Source organism: Mesorhizobium sp., from assembly GCF_004962245.1.
Taxonomy (GTDB): Bacteria; Pseudomonadota; Alphaproteobacteria; order Rhizobiales; family Rhizobiaceae; genus Mesorhizobium.
The window spans coordinates 80,545-105,150 of record NZ_SUHQ01000021.1 but is presented as its reverse complement, the minus strand read 5'-3'; the positions used below and the strand labels follow the sequence as shown (position 1 = coordinate 105,150).

General features: G+C 63.6%; 24 protein-coding genes. 10 read left to right on the top strand and 14 right to left on the bottom strand.

Translation table 11 applies throughout. From position 1 onward, the window contains the following. Positions 1 to 5: 5 nt before the first annotated feature. The 5 genes from E5X88_RS21990 to mdh form a co-directional block, all read right to left on the bottom strand. Positions 6 to 2,993 carry a 2-oxoglutarate dehydrogenase E1 component gene (locus E5X88_RS21990; protein WP_292165029.1) on the bottom strand — a complete coding sequence of 996 codons (2,988 nt, stop codon included), beginning with the start codon at positions 2,991 to 2,993 and terminating at the stop codon, positions 6 to 8. A 127-nt stretch (positions 2,994 to 3,120) separates the two neighbouring features. After that, entirely contained in the window at positions 3,121 to 4,023 is a 903-nt protein-coding gene (gene sucD, locus E5X88_RS21985) for a succinate--CoA ligase subunit alpha (RefSeq protein ID WP_292165028.1), read from the bottom strand. 64 nt (positions 4,024 to 4,087) lie between these two features. After that, the gene (locus E5X88_RS21980) at positions 4,088 to 4,459 is read right to left on the bottom strand and encodes a cupin domain-containing protein (RefSeq protein ID WP_292165027.1); all 372 of its coding nucleotides are present in this window, start codon (positions 4,457 to 4,459) and stop codon (positions 4,088 to 4,090) included. Positions 4,460 to 4,463: 4 nt separating this feature from the next. Beyond that, a complete protein-coding gene (gene sucC / locus E5X88_RS21975; RefSeq protein WP_292165025.1) occupies positions 4,464 to 5,657 on the bottom strand; it encodes an ADP-forming succinate--CoA ligase subunit beta in 1,194 nt (397 codons plus the stop codon). A gap of 16 nt (positions 5,658 to 5,673) precedes the next feature. After that, positions 5,674 to 6,642, bottom strand: a complete 969-nt coding sequence (gene mdh, locus E5X88_RS21970) for a malate dehydrogenase (protein ID WP_292165024.1) — start codon at positions 6,640 to 6,642, stop codon at positions 5,674 to 5,676. Positions 6,643 to 6,871: 229 nt separating this feature from the next. On the opposite strand from mdh, the gene E5X88_RS21965 reads away from it, so the two are divergent. After that, positions 6,872 to 7,300 carry a GNAT family N-acetyltransferase gene (locus E5X88_RS21965; RefSeq protein WP_292165023.1) on the top strand — a complete coding sequence of 143 codons (429 nt, stop codon included), beginning with the start codon at positions 6,872 to 6,874 and terminating at the stop codon, positions 7,298 to 7,300. Between the two features lie 227 nt (positions 7,301 to 7,527). Here the strand turns inward: E5X88_RS21965 and zapE are convergent, their stop codons facing one another. Further along, positions 7,528 to 8,730 (bottom strand): cell division protein ZapE, encoded by a 1,203-nt coding sequence (zapE, locus tag E5X88_RS21960; protein WP_292165021.1) that lies wholly within the window; start codon positions 8,728 to 8,730, stop codon positions 7,528 to 7,530. A gap of 125 nt (positions 8,731 to 8,855) precedes the next feature. After that, positions 8,856 to 9,404: an AprI/Inh family metalloprotease inhibitor gene (locus E5X88_RS21955; RefSeq protein WP_292165018.1), complete on the bottom strand. Its 549-nt coding sequence runs from the start codon at positions 9,402 to 9,404 to the stop codon at positions 8,856 to 8,858. 283 nt (positions 9,405 to 9,687) lie between these two features. Between E5X88_RS21955 and E5X88_RS21950 the strand changes: the two genes are divergently transcribed. The 7 genes from E5X88_RS21950 (at position 9,688) to E5X88_RS21920 (ending at position 16,439) form a co-directional block, all read left to right on the top strand. Further along, complete coding sequence (locus tag E5X88_RS21950; RefSeq protein WP_292165015.1) at positions 9,688 to 10,737, top strand: MBL fold metallo-hydrolase; 1,050 nt, start codon at positions 9,688 to 9,690, stop codon at positions 10,735 to 10,737. A 46-nt stretch (positions 10,738 to 10,783) separates the two neighbouring features. Further along, positions 10,784 to 10,945, top strand: a complete 162-nt coding sequence (locus E5X88_RS21945) for a DUF1328 family protein (RefSeq protein WP_040987840.1) — start codon at positions 10,784 to 10,786, stop codon at positions 10,943 to 10,945. Positions 10,946 to 11,017: 72 nt separating this feature from the next. Next, positions 11,018 to 11,902 carry a diaminopimelate epimerase gene (gene dapF / locus E5X88_RS21940; protein ID WP_292165012.1) on the top strand — a complete coding sequence of 295 codons (885 nt, stop codon included), beginning with the start codon at positions 11,018 to 11,020 and terminating at the stop codon, positions 11,900 to 11,902. Further along, entirely contained in the window at positions 11,902 to 13,239 is a 1,338-nt protein-coding gene (gene mtaB / locus E5X88_RS21935) for a tRNA (N(6)-L-threonylcarbamoyladenosine(37)-C(2))-methylthiotransferase MtaB (protein ID WP_292165011.1), read from the top strand. The genes dapF and mtaB overlap by 1 nt, the downstream gene beginning before the upstream one ends. Positions 13,240 to 13,249: 10 nt before the next feature. Next, the gene (gene ftsY / locus E5X88_RS21930; RefSeq protein ID WP_292165010.1) at positions 13,250 to 15,067 is read left to right on the top strand and encodes a signal recognition particle-docking protein FtsY; all 1,818 of its coding nucleotides are present in this window, start codon (positions 13,250 to 13,252) and stop codon (positions 15,065 to 15,067) included. A gap of 60 nt (positions 15,068 to 15,127) precedes the next feature. Next, a complete protein-coding gene (locus E5X88_RS21925; RefSeq protein ID WP_292165008.1) occupies positions 15,128 to 15,802 on the top strand; it encodes a septation protein A in 675 nt (224 codons plus the stop codon). A 16-nt stretch (positions 15,803 to 15,818) separates the two neighbouring features. Then, complete coding sequence (locus E5X88_RS21920) at positions 15,819 to 16,439, top strand: pyridoxamine 5'-phosphate oxidase family protein (RefSeq protein WP_292165005.1); 621 nt, start codon at positions 15,819 to 15,821, stop codon at positions 16,437 to 16,439. A gap of 104 nt (positions 16,440 to 16,543) precedes the next feature. On the opposite strand, the gene E5X88_RS21915 is transcribed toward E5X88_RS21920, so the two are convergent. Next, entirely contained in the window at positions 16,544 to 16,753 is a 210-nt protein-coding gene (locus E5X88_RS21915; protein WP_292165003.1) for a tautomerase family protein, read from the bottom strand. 33 nt (positions 16,754 to 16,786) lie between these two features. Beyond that, positions 16,787 to 17,707, bottom strand: coding sequence for an SMP-30/gluconolactonase/LRE family protein (locus E5X88_RS21910; protein ID WP_292165001.1), 921 nt, complete (start codon positions 17,705 to 17,707; stop codon positions 16,787 to 16,789). 287 nt (positions 17,708 to 17,994) lie between these two features. Here E5X88_RS21910 and E5X88_RS21905 point away from each other — a divergent pair, with 287 nt between their 5' ends. Then, on the top strand, positions 17,995 to 18,162 hold the full coding sequence (locus E5X88_RS21905; protein ID WP_292164999.1) for a hypothetical protein: 168 nt from the start codon (positions 17,995 to 17,997) through the stop codon (positions 18,160 to 18,162). Positions 18,163 to 18,178: 16 nt separating this feature from the next. Here the strand turns inward: E5X88_RS21905 and E5X88_RS21900 are convergent, their stop codons facing one another. From E5X88_RS21900 to ccmA, 5 genes are all read right to left on the bottom strand, one after another. Then, positions 18,179 to 19,222, bottom strand: coding sequence for a DUF2332 family protein (locus E5X88_RS21900; protein ID WP_292164997.1), 1,044 nt, complete (start codon positions 19,220 to 19,222; stop codon positions 18,179 to 18,181). A 15-nt stretch (positions 19,223 to 19,237) separates the two neighbouring features. After that, complete coding sequence (locus E5X88_RS21895; RefSeq protein WP_292164994.1) at positions 19,238 to 19,816, bottom strand: DsbE family thiol:disulfide interchange protein; 579 nt, start codon at positions 19,814 to 19,816, stop codon at positions 19,238 to 19,240. Next, the gene (gene ccmD, locus E5X88_RS21890) at positions 19,813 to 19,980 is read right to left on the bottom strand and encodes a heme exporter protein CcmD (RefSeq protein ID WP_292164991.1); all 168 of its coding nucleotides are present in this window, start codon (positions 19,978 to 19,980) and stop codon (positions 19,813 to 19,815) included. Before ccmD ends, E5X88_RS21895 begins: the two co-directional genes overlap by 4 nt. Positions 19,981 to 20,117: 137 nt before the next feature. After that, positions 20,118 to 20,783, bottom strand: coding sequence for a heme exporter protein CcmB (gene ccmB, locus E5X88_RS21885; protein WP_292164988.1), 666 nt, complete (start codon positions 20,781 to 20,783; stop codon positions 20,118 to 20,120). A 232-nt stretch (positions 20,784 to 21,015) separates the two neighbouring features. Further along, positions 21,016 to 21,624, bottom strand: coding sequence for a heme ABC exporter ATP-binding protein CcmA (gene ccmA, locus E5X88_RS21880; protein ID WP_292164985.1), 609 nt, complete (start codon positions 21,622 to 21,624; stop codon positions 21,016 to 21,018). Positions 21,625 to 21,908: 284 nt separating this feature from the next. On the opposite strand from ccmA, the gene acnA reads away from it, so the two are divergent. After that, the gene (acnA, locus tag E5X88_RS21875) at positions 21,909 to 24,599 is read left to right on the top strand and encodes an aconitate hydratase AcnA (protein ID WP_292164982.1); all 2,691 of its coding nucleotides are present in this window, start codon (positions 21,909 to 21,911) and stop codon (positions 24,597 to 24,599) included. Positions 24,600 to 24,606: the final 7 nt, after the last annotated feature.

The window sequence follows — 24,606 nt, the reverse complement described above, 5'->3', positions numbered from 1 at the left end:
CTGTTCTATTCACCGAGCGCGTCTTCAAGCAAGGCGGCAAGCTGGGCGAGATGCTTCGACATCAATCCGGTCGCCGGCGAGGCGGCTGCCGGCCGGCCGGTATAGCGCACCCGCTGATGCTTGGCGTCGATATGCGCCAGCACCCATTCCAGATACGGATCGATGAACGACCAGGCGCCCATGTTCTTGGGCTCTTCCTGGCACCACACCATCTCGGCGTTGCGGAAGCGTGAGAGCTCGTTGATCAGCGCCTTTGCCGGGAACGGATAGAGCTGTTCGACGCGCAGCAGATAGATGTCGTTGATGCCGCGCTTCTCGCGCTCCTCGTAGAGGTCGTAATAAACCTTGCCCGAGCAGAGCACGACGCGGCGGATCTTCGAATCCTTGGTGAGCTTGATCGCCTGGCCGGGGAGCTGCTGGGCATCGTCCCACAACAGCCGGTGGAACGCGCTTTCGCCCGACATCTCCGGCAGCGTCGACACCGCCCGCTTGTGACGCAGCAGCGACTTCGGCGTCATCAGGATCAGCGGCTTGCGGAAATCCCGCTTCAGCTGCCGGCGCAAGATGTGGAAGTAGTTAGCCGGCGTCGTGCAATAGGCCACCTGCATGTTGTCTTCGGCGCATAGCTGCAGGAAGCGCTCCAGCCTCGCCGACGAGTGCTCCGGCCCCTGACCTTCATAGCCATGCGGCAACAGGCAGACGAGGCCCGACATCCTGAGCCACTTGCGCTCGCCCGACGAAATGAACTGGTCGAACACCACCTGGGCGCCGTTGGCGAAATCGCCGAACTGAGCCTCCCAAAGCGTCAGCGCTTTCGGCTCGGCCAGGCTGTAGCCATATTCAAAGCCGAGCACGGCCTCTTCCGACAGCATCGAGTTGATGACCTCGAAGCCGGCCTGCGCCGCCGACAGATTGTTGAGCGGGATGTAGCGTGTCTCGTCGCGCTGATCGTAGAGCACGGAGTGACGTTGCGAAAACGTGCCGCGCTCCGAATCCTGCCCGGACAGCCGGACCGGATTGCCGTCGAGCAGAATGGCGCCGAAGGCCAGCGCCTCGGCCGTCGACCAGTCGATGCCTTCGCCCGACTCGATCGCCTGGCGGCGGTTCTCGAGAAACCGCAGGATCGTCTTGTGGGCCGCGAAATCCTTCGGCACCTCGGTCAGCTTCCTGCCGATCTCCTTCAGCGTCTTGACCGGCACCGCGGTCTTGCCGCGCCGCTGTTCGTCCTGGTTGTCGGCCGTGCGCAGGCCCGACCAGGCGCCGTCCAGCCAGTCGGCCTTGTTGGGCTTGTAATGGTGGCCGACTTCGAATTCCTGCTCGAGATGCCCCCGCCAGTCGGCCTTGAGCTTGTCGAATTCGGCCTGGGTTATGTGGCCCTCGGCGATCAGCCGCTCGGCATAGATCTGCACCGTCGTCTTGTGGCGACGGATGCTGCTGTACATGATCGGCTGGGTGAAGGCCGGCTCGTCGCCCTCATTGTGGCCGAAGCGGCGATAGCAGAACATGTCCACCACCACAGGCTTGTGGAACCTCATGCGGAATTCGATCGCCACCTTGGCGGCATGGACCACGGCTTCCGGATCGTCGCCATTGACGTGGAAGATCGGCGCCTCGATCATCTTGGCCACATCCGACGGATAGGGGGACGAGCGCGAGAAGCGCGGATTGGTGGTGAAGCCGATCTGGTTGTTGATGATGAAGTGCAGCGTGCCGGCGACGCGGTGGCCGCGCAGGCCCGAGAGGCCGAGTATCTCGGCAATCACCCCCTGGCCGGCAAAGGCGGCGTCGCCATGCAGGAGCAATGGCAGCACCTTGGCGCGCTCTTCCAGCGGCACGATCTCCTCGCGGCTGCGGCCGAACAGAGAGTCCTGCTTGGCCCGCGCCTTGCCCATCACCACCGGATCGACGATTTCCAGATGCGAGGGATTGGCGGTCAGCGACAGGTGCACCTTGTTGCCGTCGAACTCGCGGTCCGACGAAGCACCGAGATGGTACTTCACGTCGCCCGAGCCCTCGACCTCGTCGGGTGCGGCCGAGCCGCCCTTGAACTCGTGGAAGATGGCGCGGTGCGGCTTGGCCATCACCTGGGAGAGAACGTTCAGCCGGCCGCGATGCGCCATGCCGAGCACGATCTCCTTCATGCCGAGCTGCCCGCCGCGCTTGACGATCTGCTCCAATGCCGGGATCAGCGCCTCTGCGCCGTCGAGGCCAAAGCGCTTGGTGCCCTTGTACTTGACGTCGATGAACTGCTCGAAGCCTTCGGCCTCGACCAGCTTCTGCAGGATCGCCTTCTTGCCGGTGGCGGTGAAGGAGATCTCCTTGTCGGTGCCCTCGATGCGCGCCTGGATCCAGGCCTTCTCCTCGGGATCGGAAATATGCATGAACTCGACGCCGAGCGTCGAGCAATAGGTGCGGGTCAATATGTCCAGCATCTGCCGGATAGTGCCGAATTCGAGTCCGAGCACATTGTCGAGGAAGATCGGGCGGTCGTAATCGGCTGATGTGAAGCCGTAGTTTTCCGGCGACAGCTCGTTATAGTCCTCGAGCGGCTTGGCGATGCCGAGCGGATCGAGATTGGCGTGCAGGTGGCCACGCATGCGGTAGGCGCGGATCATCATGATGGCGCGAACGGAATCGCGCGTCGCCTGATGCACATCGGCGTCGGAAAGGGCGACGCCGTTGACGACGGCCTTGTCCTGGACCTTCTTCTCGATGTGCTTTTCGACGATGCCCCAATCGCCGTCGAGCGCCGACACCAGTTCGCCATTGGCCTGCAGCGGCCACGACGGCCTGGCCCATGAGGCGCCCTTGGCATTCTTGCGGACGTCGCCCGCATCGTCCTTCAGCGCCGCGAAGAAATCCTGCCATTCGGGGTCGACCGAAGAGGGATCCTCCTCATAGGCGGCGTAGAGCGCGTCGATATAATCGGCATTACCGCCATAGAGGAAAGAGGTAAGCGAAAATTGGTCGTTGGCCTGATCTTGTCTTGCCATGTCATTCAGCGGAGGCTGCGCTCCGTCTCCTTAGTTGGAGGGGAGTAGGGGAATAGGGCAGTAGGGGAGTAGGGCTTTTGCCGCTGAACTTTTCCCTACTGCCCTACTCCCTTACTCCCCTACTCCCTTAACCCTTGATCGCCTCGACCAGTGTCGTGCCGAGCCGGGCCGGCGACGGCGAAACCCTTATTCCGGCCGATTCCATCGCCGCGATCTTGTCCTCGGCGCCGCCCTTGCCGCCGGAGATGACCGCGCCTGCATGGCCCATGGTACGACCGGCCGGCGCCGTGCGCCCGGCGATGAACCCGGCCATCGGCTTCTTGCGGCCACGCTTGGCTTCGTCCTTGAGGAACTGCGCGGCGTCTTCCTCGGCCGACCCGCCGATCTCGCCGATCATGATGATCGACTTGGTCTCGTCGTCGGCGAGGAACATCTCCAGCACGTCAATGAACTCCGTGCCTTTGACCGGGTCGCCACCGATGCCGACGGCAGTGGTCTGGCCGAGGCCGACATTGGTGGTCTGGAACACCGCCTCATAGGTAAGCGTTCCCGAGCGGGAAACAACGCCGACCGAGCCCTTGCGGAAGATGTTGCCGGGCATGATGCCGATCTTGCATTCGTTGGGGGTCAGAACGCCGGGGCAGTTGGGGCCGATGAGCCGCGATGTCGAGCGGTCGAGCCTCGCCTTGACCTTGATCATGTCGATCACCGGGATGCCCTCGGTGATGCAGATGATCAGCGGAATCTCGGCGTCGATCGCTTCCAGGATCGCCTCCGCGGCGCCCGCCGGCGGCACATAGACGACGGAAGCGTTGGCGCCGGTCTGCGCCTTGCCTTCGGCGACGGTGGCGAAGATCGGCAGGCTCTCGCCCTTGGCGCCGGTCCATGTCTCGCCACCTTTCTTGGGATGGATGCCGCCGACCATTTTTGTCCCGTGATAGGCTAGCGCCTGTTCCGTATGGAAGGTGCCGGTCTTGCCGGTCAGGCCCTGCACGAGGACCTTGGTGTTCTTGTCGACGAGAATGGACATGGTGGCCCTTTTTACAAACTATTGATCGAGGAAGGCTGCACGGTCATCGTCAGAGACGCCATTGTCAGAGACGCTTGAGTTCGGCGACGGTGAGGTCGCTCTTGGCATTGCCGGTGTTGAGCGTCGTCGCCGGCTCGAACATCAGCACCACCGGCTCCTCGCTCAGCGAGCGCGGCCGGTGCTCGACGGCCCGTGGCACGACGATGAACTCGCCGCTCGAAAGCTCCACTGTGCCGTCGCGGAAATCGATGGCGATGCGGCCGCGCAGCACCAGGAACGCCTCGTCCTCGTTGTCATGCGCGTGCCAGTCGAAGACGTCGCCGAACTTGGCGATCTTGACCTGGGAATCGTTGACGTCGCCGGCGATATGCGGGTCGAAGACTTTCCTGATCTTCGCATCCGCCGCCTCGACCAGATTTATCTTGTGCGGAGGCACCAGATCAGCCCTTCACCGCCGCCACGATTTTCTTCGCGGCGTCGTCGAGGTCGTCGGCCGAGACGACGTTGAGGCCGCTGTCGTTGATGATCTTCTTGCCGAGTTCGGCATTGGTGCCCTCAAGCCGCACCACCAGCGGCACTTTCAGGCCAACTTCCTTGACTGCCGCGATCACGCCCTCGGCGATGATGTCGCATTTCATGATGCCGCCGAAGATGTTGATCAGGATGCCCTTGACCGCCGGATCCTTGGTGATGATCTTGAACGCCGCCGTCACCTTCTCCTTCGACGCGCCGCCGCCGACATCGAGGAAGTTGGCGGGTTCGGCGCCATAGAGCTTGATGATGTCCATCGTCGCCATGGCAAGGCCGGCGCCGTTGACCATGCAGCCGATATTGCCGTCGAGCGCGACATAGGCGAGGTCGTATTTCGACGCCTCGATCTCCTTCTCGTCCTCTTCGGTGATGTCGCGGAGCTCCATCACGTCGGGATGACGGAACAGCGCATTGTTGTCGAACGACACCTTGGCGTCGAGCACGCGCAACCGGCCGTTCCTCATGACGATCAGCGGGTTGACCTCGAGCAGGCTCATGTCCTTTTCGACGAAGGCCTTGTAGAGGATCGGGAACAGCGTCTCGCCGTCCCTGGCAGCGTCGCCGTCGAGCTTCAGCGCGCCGTTGAGTTCTTTCAAATCATCCGCCGTCACGCCTTTTTCCGGGTCGATGGCGACGGTGATGATCTTTTCCGGCGTGTCATGGGCGACCGCCTCGATGTCCATGCCACCCTCGGTCGAAACGACGAAGGCGATGCGGCCGACCGAGCGGTCGACCAGCAGCGACAGATAAAGCTCGCGCTCGATGTCGGCGCCGTCCTCGATATAGAGGCGGTTGACCTGCTTGCCCGCCGGGCCGGTCTGCTTGGTGACCAGCGTGTGGCCGAGCATCTCCTTGGCGTTGGCGACGACGTCGGCCACCGACTTCGCCAGCCGCACGCCGCCCTTGGCGTCGGGGCCGAGCTCCTTGAATTTGCCCTTGCCGCGGCCGCCGGCATGGATCTGGCTCTTCACCACGTAGAGCGGACCGGGCAGCGCCTTGGCGGCGGCTTCCGCCTCACTTGCCGCGAACACCGGCACGCCTTCGGCCACCGGTGCGCCAAAGCCCTTCAGCAGCGCTTTGCCCTGATATTCATGGATGTTCATGCGCGTTGTCTCCGGATCACTTCGAGGCGAGATGCGGAGCGATCTTGACGCAGGCCTCGCACAGGCCTTGCACCGCCGCCACCGAATTGTCGAACATCTTCTGCTCGGCCTTGCTGAGGTCGATCTCGATGACGCGCTCGACGCCGCCGGCGCCGATCACAACCGGCACGCCGACATAGGTGTTCTTGACGCCATACTGGCCGGAGAGATGCGCGGCACAGGGCAGCACGCGCTTCTTGTCCTTGAGATAGGCCTCGGCCATCGAGATCGCCGAGGCGGCCGGCGCGTAGAAGGCCGAGCCGGTCTTGAGCAGGCCGACGATCTCGGCGCCGCCGTCGCGGGTGCGCTGCACGATCTGGTCGAGCTTCTCCTTCGAGGTCCAGCCCATCTTGATGAGATCGGGCAGCGGGATACCGGCGACCGTCGAATAGCGGATCATTGGCACCATGGAATCGCCATGGCCGCCGAGCACGAAGGCGGTGACATCCTCGACCGACACCTTGAATTCCTCGGCCAGGAAATAGCGGAAGCGCGCGCTATCCAGCACACCAGCCATGCCGACGACATGGCTCTTCGGCAGTCCGGAAAACTTCTGCAGCGCCCAGACCATGGCGTCGAGCGGGTTGGTGATGCAGATGACGAAGGCTTTCGGCGCGTATTTCTTGAGACCCGCGCCAACCTGCTCCATGACCTTCAGGTTGATGCCGAGGAGGTCGTCGCGGCTCATGCCGGGCTTGCGCGGCACGCCGGCGGTGACGATGCAGACGTCGGCGCCCTCGATGCCGGCATAGTCATTGACGCCGGTCAGCCTCGAGTCGAACCCATCGACCGGCGACGACTGCGCGATATCCAGCCCCTTGCCTTGCGGGATACCCTCGGCGATGTCGAACAGCACAACGTCGCCGAGATCCTTGAGGCCGATCATGTGGGCGAGCGTGCCGCCGATCATGCCCGAGCCGATGAGCGCTATCTTATTGCGTGCCATGTCAGGATGTTTTCCCTTTAGACTGTGACGACGCCCCAATCTTGGGATGACGGCGTCGAGGAAGGAGACCGGAATGCTGCGGGGGAGCCGCGAGATTTCGCCGCACCCATAGCCTCGGCGTAAAAGAAATTCAAACGATTATTTTTGGGTGAATAATTTCAATCGGTTAGAAACAGTGGGAGTTACGTAAGCGTCAAAATAATTAAGCCGACTTGGGAGATTTTACATAATGAGGATGGAGATAAGAAGGCTATTTCCTGGCGATGACGCCTTTGTGACGCGGATCGCCGAGGACGTGTTCGACGAGCCGGTGAGGCCCGATCGCCTTGCTGCCTATCTCGCCTCGCCAGATCATCTGATGATCGTGGCGCTTTTCGACGACATGATCGTCGGGCAGTGCGCGGCCGTCATCCACCGCCATCCGGACAAGGTGAGCGAACTCTATATCGATGAAGTCGGCGTGGCGCCGGCCTTTCAACGCCAGGGCATCGCGACAAGAATGCTCGACGCCATGTTTGACCTCGGCCGCGAGCATGGCTGCGAGGAGGCCTGGGTCGGCACCGAAGCGGGCAATGTTGCGGCGCGCGCGCTTTATGAGGCGCGGGAGGAGCCGCATGGATTGGCGGAGGAGTTTGTGATGTATGTTTATGAGCTTTAGAGCTTTGACGCCGGAGGGGCAGTACCCCCCTCTGGCCTACCGGCCATCTCCCCGAAAGGGGAGAGATCGGCAGCTTCACTGGCGGCTCCAAATCTCCAACGTCGGCGATTGGCGAAAGCAGGGATGACAGCCAATCTCCCCCCTTGCGGGGGAGATGTCCGGCAGGACAGAGGGGGTGGGAAGGATCGCTACAGAACGGCTTTCTGGTAGTAGTCGGCGACTGGCTGCTAGGCGCGCGCCTGCTGCGCTTCAGGCGACGGCACCTTCGCGCTTTGCCTCTCCGCCCAGTCCTCCAGCCATTCGTGGCTCTGCATCTCGATCAGCCGTGACGCCGTGCGCTCGAACTCGAAGACCTCGTTGCCGCGCCTGGCCGTATAAAGCTGCGGCGGCGGTGCAGCGGCACTCATCACCAGCCGCACATGATGGTCGTAGAGCGCGTCGATCAGCAGGATGAAGCGCTTGGCCTCGTTGCGCATGCCTTCGCCGAGCACCGGCACATGATCGATGAAGATAGTCGAGAAGCGGTTGGCAATCGCCAGGAAATCGCGGGCGCCGAGCGGTTGTTCGCAGAGATCGGCAAAGGAAAACCGCGCCGCTTCGCCAGCGGCGCGCGGCACGACGACCTGTCGGCCCTTTACCGTCAGCGCTGCCCCGGCCGTCGGCCTGCCATGCGTCATCACATCCCACGCCTCGTCGAGGGCAGCATCGGCGGCGGCATCGGCGGGGGTGACATAGACCGGCATGCGGCTGAGCTTGTCCAGCCGGTAGTCCTTGTCGGCGTCCAGCGCCAGCACCTGCGCATGCCGCTCCAGGATACCGATGAAGGGTAGGAAAAGCTTGCGGTTCAAGCCATCGCGGTAGAGATCCTCCGGCGCGACATTGGAGGTGGCGACCAGCACGACGCCGTTGGCAAACAGCGCCGAGAACAGCCGGGACACGATCATCGCATCGGCGATGTCGGTGACCGAAAATTCGTCGAAGCACAGCACCCAGGCTTCCTCGGCCAGCGCGCGAGCCACCGGCGCGATCGGGTCGTCTTCCCTGACAGCGCCGTTTTTGCGCGCCAGCCGGTGTTTCTGGATGCGGTCCTGCACATCGGCCATGAAGTCGTTGAAATGCACACGGCGCTTGCGCCTGACCGGCACCAGTTCGAAGAACATGTCCATCAGCATGGTCTTGCCGCGGCCGACGCCGCCATGGATGTAGAGGCCCTTGACCGCCTCGCGGGTCTCGCGCTTGCGCGCGAACAGCCAGCCCAGCGCGCTCGATTTGTGCGCCAGCCGCTTCGCCGAAATCTCGTCGATCAGCCGGTCGAGCGCAGCGACGATCCGCTCCTGCGCCGGATCGCGGCCGATCAGGCCCATCTCGACCAGATGGTCGTAGCGCTGCCGGACGGTCGCATGGGTCTGAAGGCCGTCACGCAGATGCATCGGTCACGTCGTTCTAAAGCAATTCCAGGAAAAGTGTGTAACAGTGCGGAATTGCGTAAAACAAATACTTAGAGCGATTTCGGCGATCTATCAAACGCCGAAACCGCTCTGAGGGGCGGGTCAGCCTACCTTGTAAGCGAGATTGGCAGGCCGTTGGAAGTCTGGCCGTCGAATTTCTCTCCGCCCGAGGAATAGAGCCGTGCCAGCGTGCCGCCATTCTCGTCGTACAGTGTCAACTGCTTGCCAGCGACGTTCCAGGATTTGATGCCGTCGATCGGCGCCGGGCAATGCAGCGGGCCGGCCCGATAGCCGGCGCCGAATTTGGTCTGCGGCGTCGCCACCTGGCAGCTCTGGCCGGACACGCTGGCCTTCCACACGCCGGCGACGCTGCCTGCGGTAAGATCCGGGGCTCCGGCCGGAGCCGTCCCGTCCGGCGGCAGCGAGGCGACCTGGGGGTCGAGCGTGCCTTGTGGCGCCGTCGGGAATTTCGACGGGTCGGCCGTGCCGGGCGCCGCCGGTGGCGGCAACTGATTTCCCGTCACCTTGCCGGAGGGCGCGGCTTGCAGCGGCGCCGGCTGCTCCTGGTCCATCGACGAGAACCGTGAGGTTGAGCAACCGCTCGCAACGAGCGCGGCAAGCGATACGGCCAGCAGACCGGTCTTCGAAAAATTCATTTCAAACCTCCGTGGGATCCGGCTGGGGCTGCGGTCCACACAATCTCTCCCTCACCAAGATGGAGAAGGTGGCGAAATTTCAACCCGATATGGTTAAAATACCATTTGCGGCAGCATCTGTTGCAACTTTATCACAAAATGCATGCCGACCAAAGCCTGGCCATCTAGCCTGACCCGAGGGGTCTGCTTGGACGGGTGCCCTTGGCATTCCGGTCGCCAAATGCTTGCGCCGGCCGGCTTCGGCCCTATCTCTGATAAAACGGAACCCTGCCGGAGTGAAACTTTGGCTGCGAGAAAAAGAGCCGCCAATCGCTATTACAGCGGCCCGCCCAGCGATCATTTCGACGGCACCTTGTTTTTCAATCCCGACGGCAAACCGCCTGGCCGTTTTTCCGATCTCTTGAAGTGGCAGTTGGGCGGCGAACGCGCGAAATGGCCGGCGGCGAATCCGAGTCCGTTTCCGCAGGCGAAACCGGCTGAGCAGATCGACGGCTCGGGACTAAGGCTCACCATGGTCGGCCACTCCTCGCTGCTCATCCAGACAGCCGGCCTGAACATCCTCACCGACCCGGTCTGGTCGCGGCGCGTTTCGCCGCTCTCCTTTGCCGGGCCGAAACGGGTCAATCCACCGGGCATCGCCTTTTCCAACCTGCCGCCGATCGACCTCGTATTGGTCAGCCACAACCACTACGACCATCTCGATCTCGCCACGCTGAAGCGGCTGAAGGCAAAGCACGACCCGCTGGTGCTGACGCCGCTCGGCAACGACGCTATCATCGACGATGTCGTTCCCGGCATGCGGCTCTCCGTGCATGACTGGGGCGAGCGGATCGACATCGGTAAGGATGTCGCCGTCCATGTCGAGCCGGTGCATCACTGGTCGGCGCGCGGCACCCGCGACCGGCGCATGGCGCTGTGGGCGGGTTTTGTGGTCGAGACGCCGGGCGGAAAGGTCTATTTCGCCGGCGACACAGGTTTCCACGACGGCGCCAACTACCGGCTGATGGCCGAAAGACACGGCGGCTTCCGCCTCGCCATCCTGCCGATCGGCGCTTACGAGCCGCGCTGGTTCATGGCGCCGCACCACCAGAACCCGGAGGAGGCGGTGCAAGGCATGCTTTTGTGCAACGCCGCCCATGCCGCCGGTTGCCATTGGGGCACGTTCCGGCTCACCAACGAGCCGATCGACGAGCCGGCCAGAAAGCTTGGCGAGGCCCTCGACGATCAGAACGTCGCACGGGAACGCTTTCGCGCCTTGCGTCCCGGCGAGGTCTGGGACGTGCCGGCGATCCAGACGGGCGACCGGCCACGGGCCATCGGAACCCAGGCATAGCCGATGCGTTGCACAGAGGTCAGATTTATCGCTGCGAGGTATTTCTATGATCAAATGGATCATCATTCTTCTGATCATCGCGGCCGCGGCGAGCCTGCTCGGCATGCCGGCACTGGCCGGAGCCGCCGCCACCGGCGCCCGTATCCTCATCGGCATCGTGCTGATCATCTTCCTGCTGATCGTGCTCGGCGTCTTCGCGGTGACGTAGAAGCGGCCGCACTGGTAATTTCGGCCGGTATCCGCCATATAGGCGCCAAACCGGCATGAGACCTTTCGATCGATGGCAAGTACTGCCCCCTTCGCCAAGATGAACGGCATCGGCAACGAGATCATCGTTGCCGACATGCGCGGTCGTGCCGATCGGGTGACGCCGGCTGCCGCCGTTGCGCTCAATGCCGATGCGGCGACGAAATTCGATCAGATCATGGCGATCCACGACGCCAGGACGCCGGGCACCGCTTTTTTCATCGACATCCTGAATTCCGACGGTACCGGCGCGCAGGCCTGCGGCAACGGCATGCGCTGCGTGGTGCAGGCACTTGCCGCCGAGACCGGCCAGAAGGCATTCGCCTTCGAGACAATCGCCGGCATCCTCAACGCCGAAGAACATGCCGACGGGCTGATTTCGGTCGACATGGGCAAGCCGCGTTTCGGCTGGCAGGACATTCCGCTGGCCGAGGAATTCCGCGATACCCGCATGATCGAGCTGCAGATCGGCCCGATCGACGCGCCGGAGCTGCATTCGCCGTCAGTCGTCTCGATGGGCAATCCGCACGCCATCTTCTGGGTAGACCGTGACGTCTGGTCCTACGAGCTCGACCGTTTCGGCCCGCTGCTCGAAAACCACCCGATCTTCCCCGAACGCGCCAATATCACCATTGCGCGGGTGACCTCGCCCGAGACGATGGTCATCCGCACCTGGGAGCGCGGCGCCGGCCTGACCAAGGCCTGCGGCTCGGCGGCTTGTGCGGCTGTCGTTGCTGCCGCTCGTACCAGGCGGACCGGACGCAGCGTCTCTCTGGTGACGCCCGGCGGCGGCTCCTTGCATGTAGAATGGCGCGGCGACGACCACGTCATCCTCACCGGTGCCGCCGAATGGGAATTTTCCGGCAGCTTCGACCCGTCGACCGGCGTGTGGGCTCGCGACTACGAAAGCGTGGCCTGATGCCCGCTCTTCCCAAGAAGGGTCCCGTTCTTTCCGGGGGTCCCGTTCTTCCCAAGGGCGTCGACGTCGTCACCTTCGGCTGCCGGCTGAACACCTACGAATCCGAGGTGATGCGCAGCGAGGCGGAAAGCGCCGGCCTTGGCACGCTGCAAGGCGGCGCCATCATCTTCAACACCTGCGCCGTCACCGGCGAGGCGGTGCGCCAAGCAAAACAGTCGATCAGGAAGGCTCGCCGCGAGAACCCGCAGGCCCGCATCATCGTCACCGGCTGCGCCGCGCAGATCGAGCCGGAGAATTTCGTCGCCATGGACGAAGTCGATCTCGTGCTCGGTAACGAGGAGAAGCTGAAGGCGCATTCCTATCGCGCGCTGCCGGATTTCGGCGTCAACGACACTGAAAAGGCCCGCGTCAACGACATCTTTTCGGTACGCGAGACCGCCGGCCATATGGTCGACGCCATCGAGGGCCGGGCGCGGGCCTTCGTCCAGGTGCAGAACGGCTGCGACCACCGCTGCACCTTCTGCATCATCCCCTACGGACGCGGCAATTCGCGCTCGGTGCCGATGGGCGCCGTGGTCGAGCAGGTCAAGCGGCTGAGTGGCAATGGCTATGCCGAGGTCGTACTGACCGGCGTCGACATGACCAGTTTCGGCGCCGACCTGCCGGGCCGCCCGAAACTCGGCAAATTGGTCAAGACGATCCTGAAGCAGGTGCCCGACGTAAAACGCCTGCGCCTCTCCTCCATCGATTCGATCGAAGCCGATGACGACTTGCTCGACGCCATCGCCACTGAGCCCAGGCTGATGCCGCATCTGCATCTGTCGCTGCAGGCGGGCGACGACATGATCCTGAAGCGGATGAAGCGCCGGCACAACCGGGATCAGTCGATCCGTTTTTGCGAGGACGTGCGCAAATTGCGCCCCGGCATCGTCTTCGGCGCCGACATCATCGCCGGTTTCCCGACCGAGACGGATGCCATGTTCGAGAATTCGCTGAAAATCGTCGAGGAATGCGGGCTGACGCATCTCCATGTCTTCCCGTTTTCGCCGCGCGAAGGCACGCCCGCCGCGCGCATGCCGCAGCTTCGCCGCGAGGTGGTCAAGCAGCGTGCGGCACGGCTGCGCGCCGCTGGCGACGCCGCCTACCGCGGTCACCTTGCCGCACTCGCCGGGTCGCGCCAGTCGATCCTGGTCGAGCGCGAGGGGCTCGGCCGCACCGAAGGCTTCACGCTTGCCGCGGTCTCCGCGGGCGCGCCGGGCGAAATCGTCGAGGCTGATATCGCCGGCCATGACGGCGCCCGCCTGATCGCGGCGCCGCTCGCCGCCCGCGCCGCCTGAGACGCAAAACATGGCTGGTTTTTTCAAGAAGATATTTTCGTTCGGCAAGAAGGAAGTGGTCGAGGAGCGGATCGACGAGTCAGCACCACTGCCGCCGATCAAATGGGATGCGCTGGAGGCGCTGAAGCCAGCCGCCGAGCAGGCCGTTCCGGAATCCCTGAAGCGCGAGGAGCCCCGGCCCGAAGCAGAAGCGGCGCCTCCGCCACCGGTCGAGCCGGAAGCACCTCCCGCGCCGCAGCCGGCGCCTGTTGAAGAGGCCAAGCCTGCTCCGATCATTCCACCCGAGCCTAAAATCCAGACAGAGCCTGCTCCGGTCGAGGAGCTGCAGCCGCCGAAGCCGGAAACGACTGCTGAACAGCCGGCGCCCGAGGAGATTCCGGCTGCTCCCGTCATCCCCGAGCCAGTTCCCAAGCCTGAGCCGCAGGAAATTCCTGAGCCCGAGCTGACGCCGCCAGAGATCGTCCAGCCTGAGCTTCCGTCATCCGAACGTGGCGCTGCCCCTCATCCGCCTGCCGGCACCTTCTCCCCGTATAGGGACGGGGAGAAGGGAGCTGACCGTGCCGCCGGAACCACTTCCGCATATGCCGACGAAGAAGCGCCCGCGCTGACGCCCCCCACTCCCCGTCCTTCACGAGATGAAGGGCAGCGCGAACCTCTACGAGATACCGCCCCGCCCGCCGAGGCTCCCTCGACAGCGCCGGAGCCTGAAGAAGCGCCGCCGGCCGAAATAGCGCCCCCCATTCGCCAGCCCGCGCCGGTCGAAACACAGCCGATCCTCGACGAGATCGCGCCCGAACCGCAGGCCGTACCGCAACCGGAGCCAAAGCTCGCTCCCACCCCCGGCAAGGTGACTGTCACCAAGAAGGTCGAGCAGAAAGCCGAGCCGCAGAAGGCGCCGGAACCGGCACCGAAACGCTCGTGGTTCCAGCGCATGAAGCAGGGGCTTGCCCGCTCTTCCCGGGAACTGTCCGGCAACATCGCCGGTGTCTTCACCAAGCGCAAGCTCGACGAGGACACGCTGCAGGATCTGGAGGACGTGCTGATCCGCGCCGATCTCGGCATGGAAACGGCATTGCGCATCACCGATTCGCTGGCCGCCAGCCGCTACGGCAAGGACGTCTCCGAGACGGAAGTGCGCGCCATCATGGCGACCGAAGTGGAGAAGGTGCTGACCCATGTCGCCTTGCCGCTGGAGCTCGACCTCAGCCACAAGCCGCATGTCATCCTTGTCGTCGGCGTCAACGGCACCGGCAAGACCACGACCATCGGCAAGCTGGCGGCAAAGCTCACCGACGGCGGACTGTCGGTGATGCTCGCAGCCGGCGACACCTTCCGTGCCGCGGCAATAGAGCAGTTGAAGATCTGGGGCGAGCGCACCAAGTCGCCAGTCATCGCCTCGAAGCTTGGCGCCGATGCGGCAGGTCTTGCCTACGACGCCTTCGAGCAGGCCAAGCAAGCCGGCTCCGACGTGCTGATCATCGACACCGCCGGGCGGCTGCAGAACAAGACCGAGCTGATGGCGGAACTGGAAAAGATCGTCCGGGTTCTGGGCAAGCTCGATCCGGAGGCGCCGCACACCGTGCTGCAGACGGTCGACGCCACCACCGGCCAGAACGCGCTCAACCAGGTCGAGATCTTCCGCAATGTCGCCGGTGTCAACGGCCTGGTGATGACCAAGCTGGACGGCACGGCGCGCGGCGGTATTCTGGTGGCGATTGCGGCAAAGCACAAATTGCCGGTCTATTTCATCGGCGTCGGCGAGCAGGTCGACGACCTCGAACCATTCTCCGCAAGCGAATTCGCCAGGGCGATCGCCGGAGTGGCGTAACAAGCGTGACCCCAAAGAGCTGCAACTCTTTGGACAGGATCATGCGCAAGAAGGAAGCCTATGAACCCGCCCATCCTCGAACGCGACCCGTCCGATCCGCAGAAGCAGAAGAAGGAAGGCGTGAATCCGCTGCTCAAGCTGATGCTGGAGCTCGGCCCGCTGCTGGTGTTCTTCTTCGCCAACGCCCGTGGCGCATGGCTGTCGCAGAAATTTCCGGCCCTTGCCGAGCTCGGCGGGCCGATCTTCGTCGCCACCGGCCTGTTCATGGCCGCGACCGCGATCGCACTGATCGCTTCCTGGCTGCTCACCCGCACCTTGCCGATCATGCCGATGGTGTCGGGTGTCGTCGTCTTCGTCTTCGGCGCGCTGACGCTCTACCTGCAGGACGACATCTTCATCAAAATGAAGCCGACCATCGTCAACACGCTGTTCGGCGGCGTTCTGCTCGGCGGCCTGTTCTTCGGCAAGTCGCTGCTCGGCTACGTCTTCGATTCGGCCTTCAGCCTCGATGCCGAGGGCTGGAAGAAACTCACCCTCCGCTGGGGCCTGTTTTTCCTGTTTCTGGCCCTTGTCAACGAGGTGGTCTGGCGGAATTTTTCCACCGACGCCTGGGTTACCTTCAAGGTCTGGGGCATCATGCCGATCACGCTTCTTTTCACCTTCAGCCAGATGCCGCTGATCATGCGCCATTCGCTTGAAGGCCAGGCCGCAAAAGAAGAGAAGGCCGGCAAGTAACTGTTAAGGACAGGGCATGGAATTCGTCACCACGCGCGAAGAGCTGAGAACGATCTACAAGACGCCCCGGCCGACCGACGGCTCGATCCGCAAGGAATTGAGGGCGCTGGATGGTCACTGCCGTTCCTTTATCGGCAAAAGCCCCTTCGTGCTGATCGGCTCCTCCGACGGCGCCGGCAATGCCGATGTGACGCCGAAGGGCGACAAACCGGGTTTTGCCACCGTACTCGACGAGAGGACCATCGCCATCCCCGACCGGCCCGGCAACAACCGGCTCGATACGCTGGAGAACATCCTTCTTAACCCCTCGGTCGGTCTGCTCTTCCTCATTCCGGGCATGAACGAGACGCTGCGTGTCAACGGCGACGCCCGCATCACCGTCGATGCGGCTTTGCGCGAACGGCTCGCCGTCGACGGCAAGGAACCGCAAAGCGTCATCCTGGTGACGGTCAAGGCCGCCTACATGCATTGCGCCAAGGCTTTCATGCGCTCTGATTTGTGGAAGCCCGAAACCTGGTACGACCGCGCGACGCTGCCGACACTCGGCCAGATCCTGCGCGACCAGCTGGCGCTCGCCGACTCGGCCGAAGCGACCGACCGCTGGCTGGACGAAGAATACAAACACACCATGTGGTAGCTTTTTTCGAACATGGTTCGTCGAAATCCCTCGGCGTTCGCCGAGTTCATCGGGACCCGCTGAGCGACCACGCCGCAACCATTTAAAGGGCGCGAAGGAAGCCTTCAGCCCTTGCTGCGCCGCGTCTCGACATCGGTCTCGCCGACGAACCAGTCGCGCGCATTGACTTCCTCGAAAACCACCCAGACGTCGTTGCTGGTCAGGCCGGTGGCGCCGGTGATGGCCGCCGTCACCTGGGCAGCGATGGCGGCTTTCTTGCCGGCAGGGTCGGCGGCGATCGCCTCCTTGACGATGCGGATGTTCACGAACGGCATGGCGTCCTCCCTTGGATATTGCCTGGCGACCGCTCAGTAGGTCTTTGCGCCGTTGACCATCAGCCGGACCATGTAGAGCGAGGTCGTGCCGGCGATGTAGAGGCAGTTCAGCTTGTTGCCGCCGAACACGCAATTGGCAACGACTTCCGGCACCTTGATCTTGCCGATCAGCGTTCCGTCCGGATCGTAGCAATGGATGCCATCGGCGGCACTGGTCCAGATGCGTCCCTGGTCGTCGAGCCTGAAACCGTCGAACAGGCCGGCCGTGCAGTCGGCGAAGACCTTTCCGCCGGAGACCTTCTTGCCGCCCTCGTCGACATTGAACACCCGCATATGCGCCGGATTCTGCGCGCCATGCGTGCGGCCGGTGTCGACGACGTAGAGCTTGCTCTCGTCGAGCGAGAAGGCAAGCCCGTTGGGCCTGACCATGTCGGTGATCACCGCTTCGATCTCACCGGTGCCGGGGTCGACCCGGTAGACATGGCAGGCGCCGATCTCGCTCTCGGCCTTGTCGCCCTCGTAATCTGTATCGATGCCGTAGGTCGGGTCGGTGAACCAGATCGACCCGTCAGACTTCACCACCGCATCGTTGGGCGAGTTCAGCCGCTTGCCGCGCCATCTGTCGGCGATGGTGGTGATCGAGCCGTCATGCTCGGTGCGGCTGACGCGGCGGCCCGAATGCTCGCAGCTGACCAGCCGGCCCTGCCGGTCGACGGTGTTGCCGTTGGAATTGCCGGACGGCTGCCGGAACACGCTGACACCGCCGTCGGTCTCGTCGTAGCGCAGCATGCGGTTGTTGGGGATGTCGGACCAGACCACATAGCGGCCAGCCGCGAACCAGGCCGGCCCTTCCGCCCACCGGCATCCGGTGAACAGCTTTTCCACCTGCGCGTTGCTGTTGAACAGCCGCGCAAAACGCGGATCGAGAACCTCGTAGTAGTCGTCGGCGGCCATGGTTTCCCTCCCAGTCATCGCTAGTGCCGGCGCGATCAAGCCAGTCGGCGATCGATATGGCAAGATCGTTGATATCAGTCTCACCGCATCTTGAGGCACCGAGACGACCCGCGGCAACGCCGTCTTGCCCAAATGGCAGGTTCATGCGCCGTTAATCGGCTATGCGCCCAGCGCAATGGTGCGTTGCAACATCTTCTTTTTGCAACGCACCATAACTATGTCATGCTCCGTATCGCTCAAGGGAGGAACAACCTGCCGCAACAATGCGGCGCAGAAGGAACCTCGCTATGATCCTCGACAGCCTCATGAGCCGCGCTCGCGCCGGCATCGCCAAGCGCCGACAATACAACCGCCTCGTCGCCGAAATTGACTCCTTTTCCAGCCGCGATCTGGCCGACATGCGCGCCGACCGCTCAGAAATGCTCTATCAAGTCCGCAAGCAGATCTACGGCTGAGTGAACGCAATCGGGCTTAGCCCATCCATTCGATCCAGCGGCCGTGGTAATCGCAATGGGCCAGGCGGCGCGTCTCGCCGCCCGGCCATAGAGTGAGGCTGAGTACCGCCCAATTGTTTGTGGGATCGCGCGGCTCCATCCTCAACCTTGCGATAGGCGCAGCGGCGGTGGCCTGCCTGCCCGCCCGCTCCAGCATGGCGGTGATGGCATCCTTGGTCGCTCGCGGCAGATATTGCCACATGATCGAATGATAGAGCACGAAGGCGCGGCCCTGCTGCCGTGTGGCCAGTGCCTTCCCGACAAAATCCGCCGCGTCCGCTTTGACAAGCAGCGGTGGAAATTTTTCGGCAAGCGACAGCGCGGCGTCGAGCCGAGCCAGCCGCGCTGCCTGATCGGCCCAGACATAAGACCGAAGCCGTAGCCGCGCGGCTGCATCGGCGAAATCGACCGGCGCGATGTCGCAGCCGGCGCGATGGCGGACGTCGATCTCTCCATCAAGTGGAACAGCGAGACCGCGCGCTTCTGGCGCCAACCGGACGGGGGAGGCCGGGTCGCCCCACTCGGCATGGCCGTAGCGGAAGTGAAAGCGGTCCAACAGGAGATTGAGCCCGGCGCTGGCGCCGATCTCGCACAGGTCCAGCGGCAGGCCAGTTTCCCGCGCGACCGTCAGAAATCCAGGCAGCAGCATCGCCGACCGGGCGATTTCATTGGTCTGCGGCGCGCCGGCGAGGCCAGCGACAATCCGCTCGTCGAATCGCGCAATTGCCTCCGGCAGCACCGCCGCGATCTCCGATTCGCTAGCCTTGTTGGGTGGATAGGTTCGTGCCAGTCGCTCACCGGCACCCGCCAGGACCAACGCATGCAGCGCACCGCAGAGCCGCAATACCAGGGCGTCGGCGCGCGCGTCGCCCGACCAGCCGAGCACCGCCTGCCCGGTTCTGGTGTTGGCATCGAGAACCTTGGCCAGCGCACGGCATAAATTCGCGGTGAAAGGCGAGCCAAGCCCATCGCAGGCTTTCGCCTGCGCCAGAAAATGATCGCGGATGTCGCGTTCGTCCATCGCGTTTCCGGAGCCTCAGCCGGGCGCTGCCAGCGCCTTCTCGATCTCCGGCAAAAGCAGCGTCTGCGCCGAGCCTGGCGTCAGGGGGCCGACATGCTTGTAGGCGATCTTGCTGTCCTTGCCGATGACGAAGGTTTCCGGCACCCCGTAGACGCCCCAGTCGATCGCCGCCCGGCCCGCCACGTCGACACCGATCGCTTGGAACGGATTGCCGAGATCGCCGAGGAACCGGCGGGCGTTTTCCGGCTGGTCCTTGTAGTTGAGTGCGGCCATGACGAAGCGCTTGTCCTGAGACAGCGCCAGCAGCACCGGATGTTCGTCGCGGCATGGCCCGCACCAGGACGCGAAGACGTTGACCAGCGTGACCTTGCCGGCGAACGACTTCGAATCGAGCCCCGGCAAATTCATGCCCTCCAGCGCCGGCAGATCGGTCTGCGGCGCCGGCAGCCCGATCAGCGCCGATGGCACTTCCGAAGTGTCGCGACCGGACAAGAGCTGCGTCAGGAACAATCCCGCCAGTCCGAGGAAAATCAGCAGCGGCAAAAGCACGATCAGGCGCCGCCCGCGCGCCGGCGTTTCCGTTTCCATGCTCATGGCTTCCCCGCCTTGTCGGAGCGACGCCGCACACCGGACGCCTCCAGCTCGGCAAGATCTCGTCTGCGCGCCCGCTGGTCGAACAGGATCCAGCCGATCAGCCCGGCCAGAACCACGGCCGTGATAGCATAGGCAGCGGCGACATAAAGGGCGTGTGCGCTCATATGGGTCGCTCCGCCGGCGCAAAACCTTTCAACCGGACCATTCCGCTTTGTTCGAACATGCCTTCCCTTAACCTTGCGCCATCGGCTTCGCAATCGACAGCGGCGCCGCAGCCTTTGACGTCAGGTGGCCGCCTAATTTAATCCGCCCCATGACGCAGCGCCAGCGCCGCAGCGACCGGCCCCAGCACGGCAAGAAACAAGGTGAGCGCGGCAAGAATGAGGAAGGGCTGCAGGAACGGATCGGGGTCCGCGACCGCGCCATAGCTTGCCGAGACCCCGAAGATCAGCACGGGAATGGTCAGCGGCAGCACCAGCACCGAGATCAGCAGCCCGCCGCGCGGCAGCGCGACCGCCACCGCCGCGCCGGCAGCGCCGATGAAGGTGATCGCCGGCGTGCCGACCAGAAGGGTCAGCGCCGTGGCGCCGATGCCGATCGGCTCCATGTTCATGAACAGGCCGAGCAAGGGTGCGGCGATGACTAGCGGCAGCACGCTTCCCGCCCAATGCGCCAGGCATTTCGTCAGCACGCTCAGCGCCAGCATGTGCCGGCTGTCGCCGAGCACCAGCAGATCGAGCGAGCCGTCTTCCCGGTCGGCCTGGAACAATCGGTCGAGACCGAGCAGGCAAGCAAGCAAGGCGCCAATCCACAGGATCGCCGGCCCGATGCGGGCGAGCAGGTTGAGGTCCGGCCCGACGCCGAAGGGGATCGTCGCGATCACCGCGAGAAAGAAGATCACACCGGTCAGCGCCCCACCGCCGGCACGGATATTCAGGCGGATGTCGCGCAGGAAGAGGGACCACATTACGATGCCGCCCCGATGTATCCGTAATGGTCAGGCAAAGGCCGGAGTTCCTTCACGCCCCCCTCTGGCCTGCCGGCCATCTCCCCTACTTGGGGGAAGATCGGCTGTCGCCTCCGCTTTCGCCAACTTTTAACGTTGCAAATTGGGCCGTGACGCTGAAGCTGCCAATCTCCCCCCAAGTGGGGGAGATGTCCGGCAGGACAGAGGGGGGCGCGAAGAAATGAGACTTGCATTATTCAACCCTCCCCATCACCAGCGCTTGCGCCCCCTCTAGCCCCAGCGGCAGATGCGTCGCCGCGACGATGATGCCTCCGCCTTCCAGATGCTTCCGCATGAGCACGGCGAATCGTCCTTCCGAAGCCTTGTCCAGGCCGGCCGTCGGCTCGTCGAGCAGCCACAACGGGCGCCGGCTGACCAGCAGTTTTGCGATCGCAGCGCGGCGGCGTTGCCCGGTGGAGAGATAGCCGAACGGCAGATGACCGATACCATCCAGCCCGACCGTTTCCAGCGCCTCTTCAGCGCTCAAGAAATCCGCGCCCGCAAAATCACGCCAGAAGCGCAGATTTTCCACCACGCTCAGCACCGTCTTCATCGCGTTCTGGTGGCCGAGATAATGGCAGGCCGAGGCAACCGACGGAAAATCCTCGCCGCCGCCTTCGATAAGCAAACGGCCTGCCGCCACCGGCAGCAGCCCGGCGACGACCCTGAGCAGCGTCGATTTTCCGGCGCCGTTCGGCCCAGTGACAATCAGCGCCTGGCCTTTTTCGAGGGCAAAGCCGACGCCGGAAAAGACCGTCTCGCCGCCGCGTTCACCGCCCAGATTTTCGGCGATCAGCCGCATTCGTTCCCCTTCGCCGAAAATCCAAGCGCGGCTTCGGTGCACCGCAACAAAAATGGCGATTCCGTGTCTAGAACTATTCCAGGAAATTCTCTATATGCGGGTCATCCGTGCCAGCGGTCGGCACGGGAACAGAATTAGCGCCGAACCAGCGCACGCGCCGCCTTGAACGGCTCGGGTTGGCTGGGAGCGGACAGCGGAAATGGCCGTACCCGCACCTTTGCGCGTGATTGCATGCCATCGGCGTCCGTTCCCTTTCAGGCTGAACAGACAAGGACGGACCGCACGTGTCAAAATCCCTCGACAGTTTCAATTGCCGCCGCACGCTCACCACAGGCGGCGCCGACTATGTCTATTACGACCTCATCGAGGCCGAGAAGAACGGCCTCACCGGCATCGCCCAGTTGCCCTATTCGATGAAGGTGTTGCTGGAGAACCTGCTTCGCAACGAGGACGGCCGTTCCGTCACCAAGGAGAGCATCCAGGCGGTCGCCGGCTGGCTGACCGACAGGGGCACCGCCGGCGTCGAGATCGCCTATCGCCCGGCCCGCGTGCTGATGCAGGATTTCACCGGCGTTCCGGCCGTGGTCGACCTGGCCGCCATGCGCGACGCCATGGCCTCGCTCGGCGGCGACCCGCAAAAAATCAATCCGCTGGTGCCGGTCGATCTGGTCATCGACCACTCGGTCATCGTCGATGAATTCGGCACGCCGCTGGCTTTCGCCCGCAATGTCGAGCTTGAGTACGAGCGCAACGAGGAGCGCTACAAATTCCTTAAATGGGGCCAGCAGGCCTTCCGCAATTTCCGCGTCGTGCCGCCCGGCACCGGCATCTGCCATCAGGTCAATCTCGAATATCTCGGCCAGGTCGTGTGGACCAACACTGAAGATGGCGAAACCACCGCCTATCCCGACACCTGCGTCGGCACCGATTCGCACACCACCATGATCAACGGCCTTGGCGTGCTCGGCTGGGGCGTCGGCGGCATCGAGGCCGAGGCCGCCATGCTCGGTCAGCCCGTCTCCATGCTGTTGCCCGAAGTCATCGGCTTCCGGCTCACCGGCAGGCTGAAGGAAGGCGTCACTGCCACCGACCTCGTGCTCACTGTCACGCAGATGCTGCGCAAGAAGGGCGTCGTCGGCAAATTCGTCGAATTCTTCGGTCCGGGTCTGTCCAACATGACGCTGGCCGACCGCGCCACCATCGGCAACATGGCGCCCGAATATGGCGCCACCTGCGGCTTCTTCCCGGTCGATGGCGAAACCATCCGCTACCTCACCATGTCCGGCCGCGAGGAAAACCGCATCGCGCTGGTCGAGGCATACGCGAAGGCGCAGGGCATGTGGCGCGATGCCGGCTCTGCCGACCCGGTCTTCACCGATCTGCTCGAGCTTGATCTCGGCGATGTCGTGCCGTCGATGGCCGGCCCCAAGCGTCCGGAAGGCCGCGTAGCACTTGAAGGCATTCCGGACGGCTTTGCCAGGGCCATGGAGACCGAATACCGGAAGGCCGCCGAAATCGACAAACGCTACGCCGTCGAAGGCACCGATCATGATCTCGGCCATGGCGACGTCGTCATCGCCGCCATCACCTCCTGCACCAACACCTCGAACCCGAGCGTACTGATCGGCGCCGGGCTGTTGGCACGCAACGCCAACCGGCTTGGGCTCAAGCAGAAGCCGTGGGTCAAGACATCGCTGGCGCCGGGCAGCCAGGTCGTCGCCGAATATCTGGAGAAATCCGGCCTGCAGAAGGAACTCGACCAGATCGGCTTCAATCTGGTCGGCTTCGGCTGCACCACCTGCATCGGCAATTCCGGCCCATTGCCGGCGCCGATCTCCAAGACCATCAACGACAAAGGTTTGATCGCTGCCGCGGTCTTGTCCGGCAACCGCAATTTCGAGGGCCGCGTCTCGCCCGACGTGCAGGCGAACTACCTCGCTTCGCCACCGCTGGTGGTCGCCCATGCGCTGGCCGGGACCGTGACCAAGGATCTGACCACCGAGCCGCTCGGCGAGGACCGTGACGGCAATCCGGTCTACCTCAGGGATATCTGGCCGAGTTCGGTCGAGATCCAGGAGTTCATCGAGAAGAACGTGACGCGCGAACTGTTCGCGCGCAAATATGCCGATGTCTTCAAGGGCGACGAGTACTGGCAAAACGTCAAGGCTCCGGAAGGCCAGACCTACGCCTGGGACGACAATTCGACCTATGTGCAGAACCCGCCCTATTTCGCTGGCATGACATCAGGCTTCGGCACAATCGGCGACATCAAGGGCGCACGCGTGCTCGGCCTGTTCGGCGACAAGATCACCACCGACCACATCTCGCCGGCCGGCTCCATCAAGGCGGCCTCGCCGGCCGGCAAATACCTCACCGACCATGGCGTCGGCGTCGCCGACTTCAATCAGTACGGCACGCGGCGCGGCAACCATGAGGTGATGATGCGCGGCACGTTCGCCAACATCCGCATCCGCAACCACATGCTGGGCGAGAACGGCCGCGAGGGCGGCTACACCATCCACTATCCGTCGAAGGAAGAGACATCGATCTACGACGCCGCCATGGAGTACAAGAAGGAAGGCGTGCCGCTGGTCATCTTCGCCGGTGTCGAATACGGCAACGGCTCGTCGCGCGACTGGGCGGCCAAGGGCACCAACCTTCTGGGCGTCCGCGCCGTCATCGCCCAATCCTTCGAGCGCATCCACCGCTCGAACCTGGTCGGCATGGGCGTCATTCCCTTCGTCTTCGAGGAGGGCACCTCATGGGCCTCGCTCAACCTCAAGGGCGACGAACAGGTGGAGATCGACGGACTGAGCGCCATCAAGCCGCGCCAGAAGATGATCGCGAAAATCACCTTTGGCGATGGCACGGTGAAGAACGTTCCGATCATCTGCCGCATCGATACGCTGGACGAGCTCGACTACTTCAAGAACGGCGGCATCCTGCAATACGTGTTGCGCGATCTGGCAGCTTAAAGCAGCA

Bases quoted from the DNA above. Each gene is read 5' to 3' on its own strand.
- E5X88_RS21965 (WP_292165023.1), top strand. From the start codon at position 6,872: ATGAGGATGGAGATAAGAAGGCTATTTCCTGGCGATGACGCCTTTGTG.
- E5X88_RS21895 (WP_292164994.1), bottom strand. From the start codon at position 19,816: ATGAGCATGGAAACGGAAACGCCGGCGCGCGGGCGGCGCCTGATCGTG.
- E5X88_RS21955 (WP_292165018.1), bottom strand. From the start codon at position 9,404: ATGAATTTTTCGAAGACCGGTCTGCTGGCCGTATCGCTTGCCGCGCTC.
- E5X88_RS21925 (WP_292165008.1), top strand. From the start codon at position 15,128: ATGAACCCGCCCATCCTCGAACGCGACCCGTCCGATCCGCAGAAGCAG.
- E5X88_RS21910 (WP_292165001.1), bottom strand. From the start codon at position 17,707: ATGGCCGCCGACGACTACTACGAGGTTCTCGATCCGCGTTTTGCGCGG.
- zapE (WP_292165021.1), bottom strand. From the start codon at position 8,730: ATGCATCTGCGTGACGGCCTTCAGACCCATGCGACCGTCCGGCAGCGC.
- E5X88_RS21990 (WP_292165029.1), bottom strand. From the start codon at position 2,993: ATGGCAAGACAAGATCAGGCCAACGACCAATTTTCGCTTACCTCTTTC.
- E5X88_RS21920 (WP_292165005.1), top strand. From the start codon at position 15,819: ATGGAATTCGTCACCACGCGCGAAGAGCTGAGAACGATCTACAAGACG.
- E5X88_RS21900 (WP_292164997.1), bottom strand. From the start codon at position 19,222: ATGGACGAACGCGACATCCGCGATCATTTTCTGGCGCAGGCGAAAGCC.
- E5X88_RS21945 (WP_040987840.1), top strand. From the start codon at position 10,784: ATGATCAAATGGATCATCATTCTTCTGATCATCGCGGCCGCGGCGAGC.
- ccmB (WP_292164988.1), bottom strand. From the start codon at position 20,783: ATGTGGTCCCTCTTCCTGCGCGACATCCGCCTGAATATCCGTGCCGGC.
- sucD (WP_292165028.1), bottom strand. From the start codon at position 4,023: ATGTCCATTCTCGTCGACAAGAACACCAAGGTCCTCGTGCAGGGCCTG.
- mtaB (WP_292165011.1), top strand. From the start codon at position 11,902: ATGCCCGCTCTTCCCAAGAAGGGTCCCGTTCTTTCCGGGGGTCCCGTT.
- dapF (WP_292165012.1), top strand. From the start codon at position 11,018: ATGGCAAGTACTGCCCCCTTCGCCAAGATGAACGGCATCGGCAACGAG.
- ftsY (WP_292165010.1), top strand. From the start codon at position 13,250: ATGGCTGGTTTTTTCAAGAAGATATTTTCGTTCGGCAAGAAGGAAGTG.
- ccmD (WP_292164991.1), bottom strand. From the start codon at position 19,980: ATGAGCGCACACGCCCTTTATGTCGCCGCTGCCTATGCTATCACGGCC.
- E5X88_RS21905 (WP_292164999.1), top strand. From the start codon at position 17,995: ATGATCCTCGACAGCCTCATGAGCCGCGCTCGCGCCGGCATCGCCAAG.
- ccmA (WP_292164985.1), bottom strand. From the start codon at position 21,624: ATGCGGCTGATCGCCGAAAATCTGGGCGGTGAACGCGGCGGCGAGACG.
- sucC (WP_292165025.1), bottom strand. From the start codon at position 5,657: ATGAACATCCATGAATATCAGGGCAAAGCGCTGCTGAAGGGCTTTGGC.
- E5X88_RS21915 (WP_292165003.1), bottom strand. From the start codon at position 16,753: ATGCCGTTCGTGAACATCCGCATCGTCAAGGAGGCGATCGCCGCCGAC.
- mdh (WP_292165024.1), bottom strand. From the start codon at position 6,642: ATGGCACGCAATAAGATAGCGCTCATCGGCTCGGGCATGATCGGCGGC.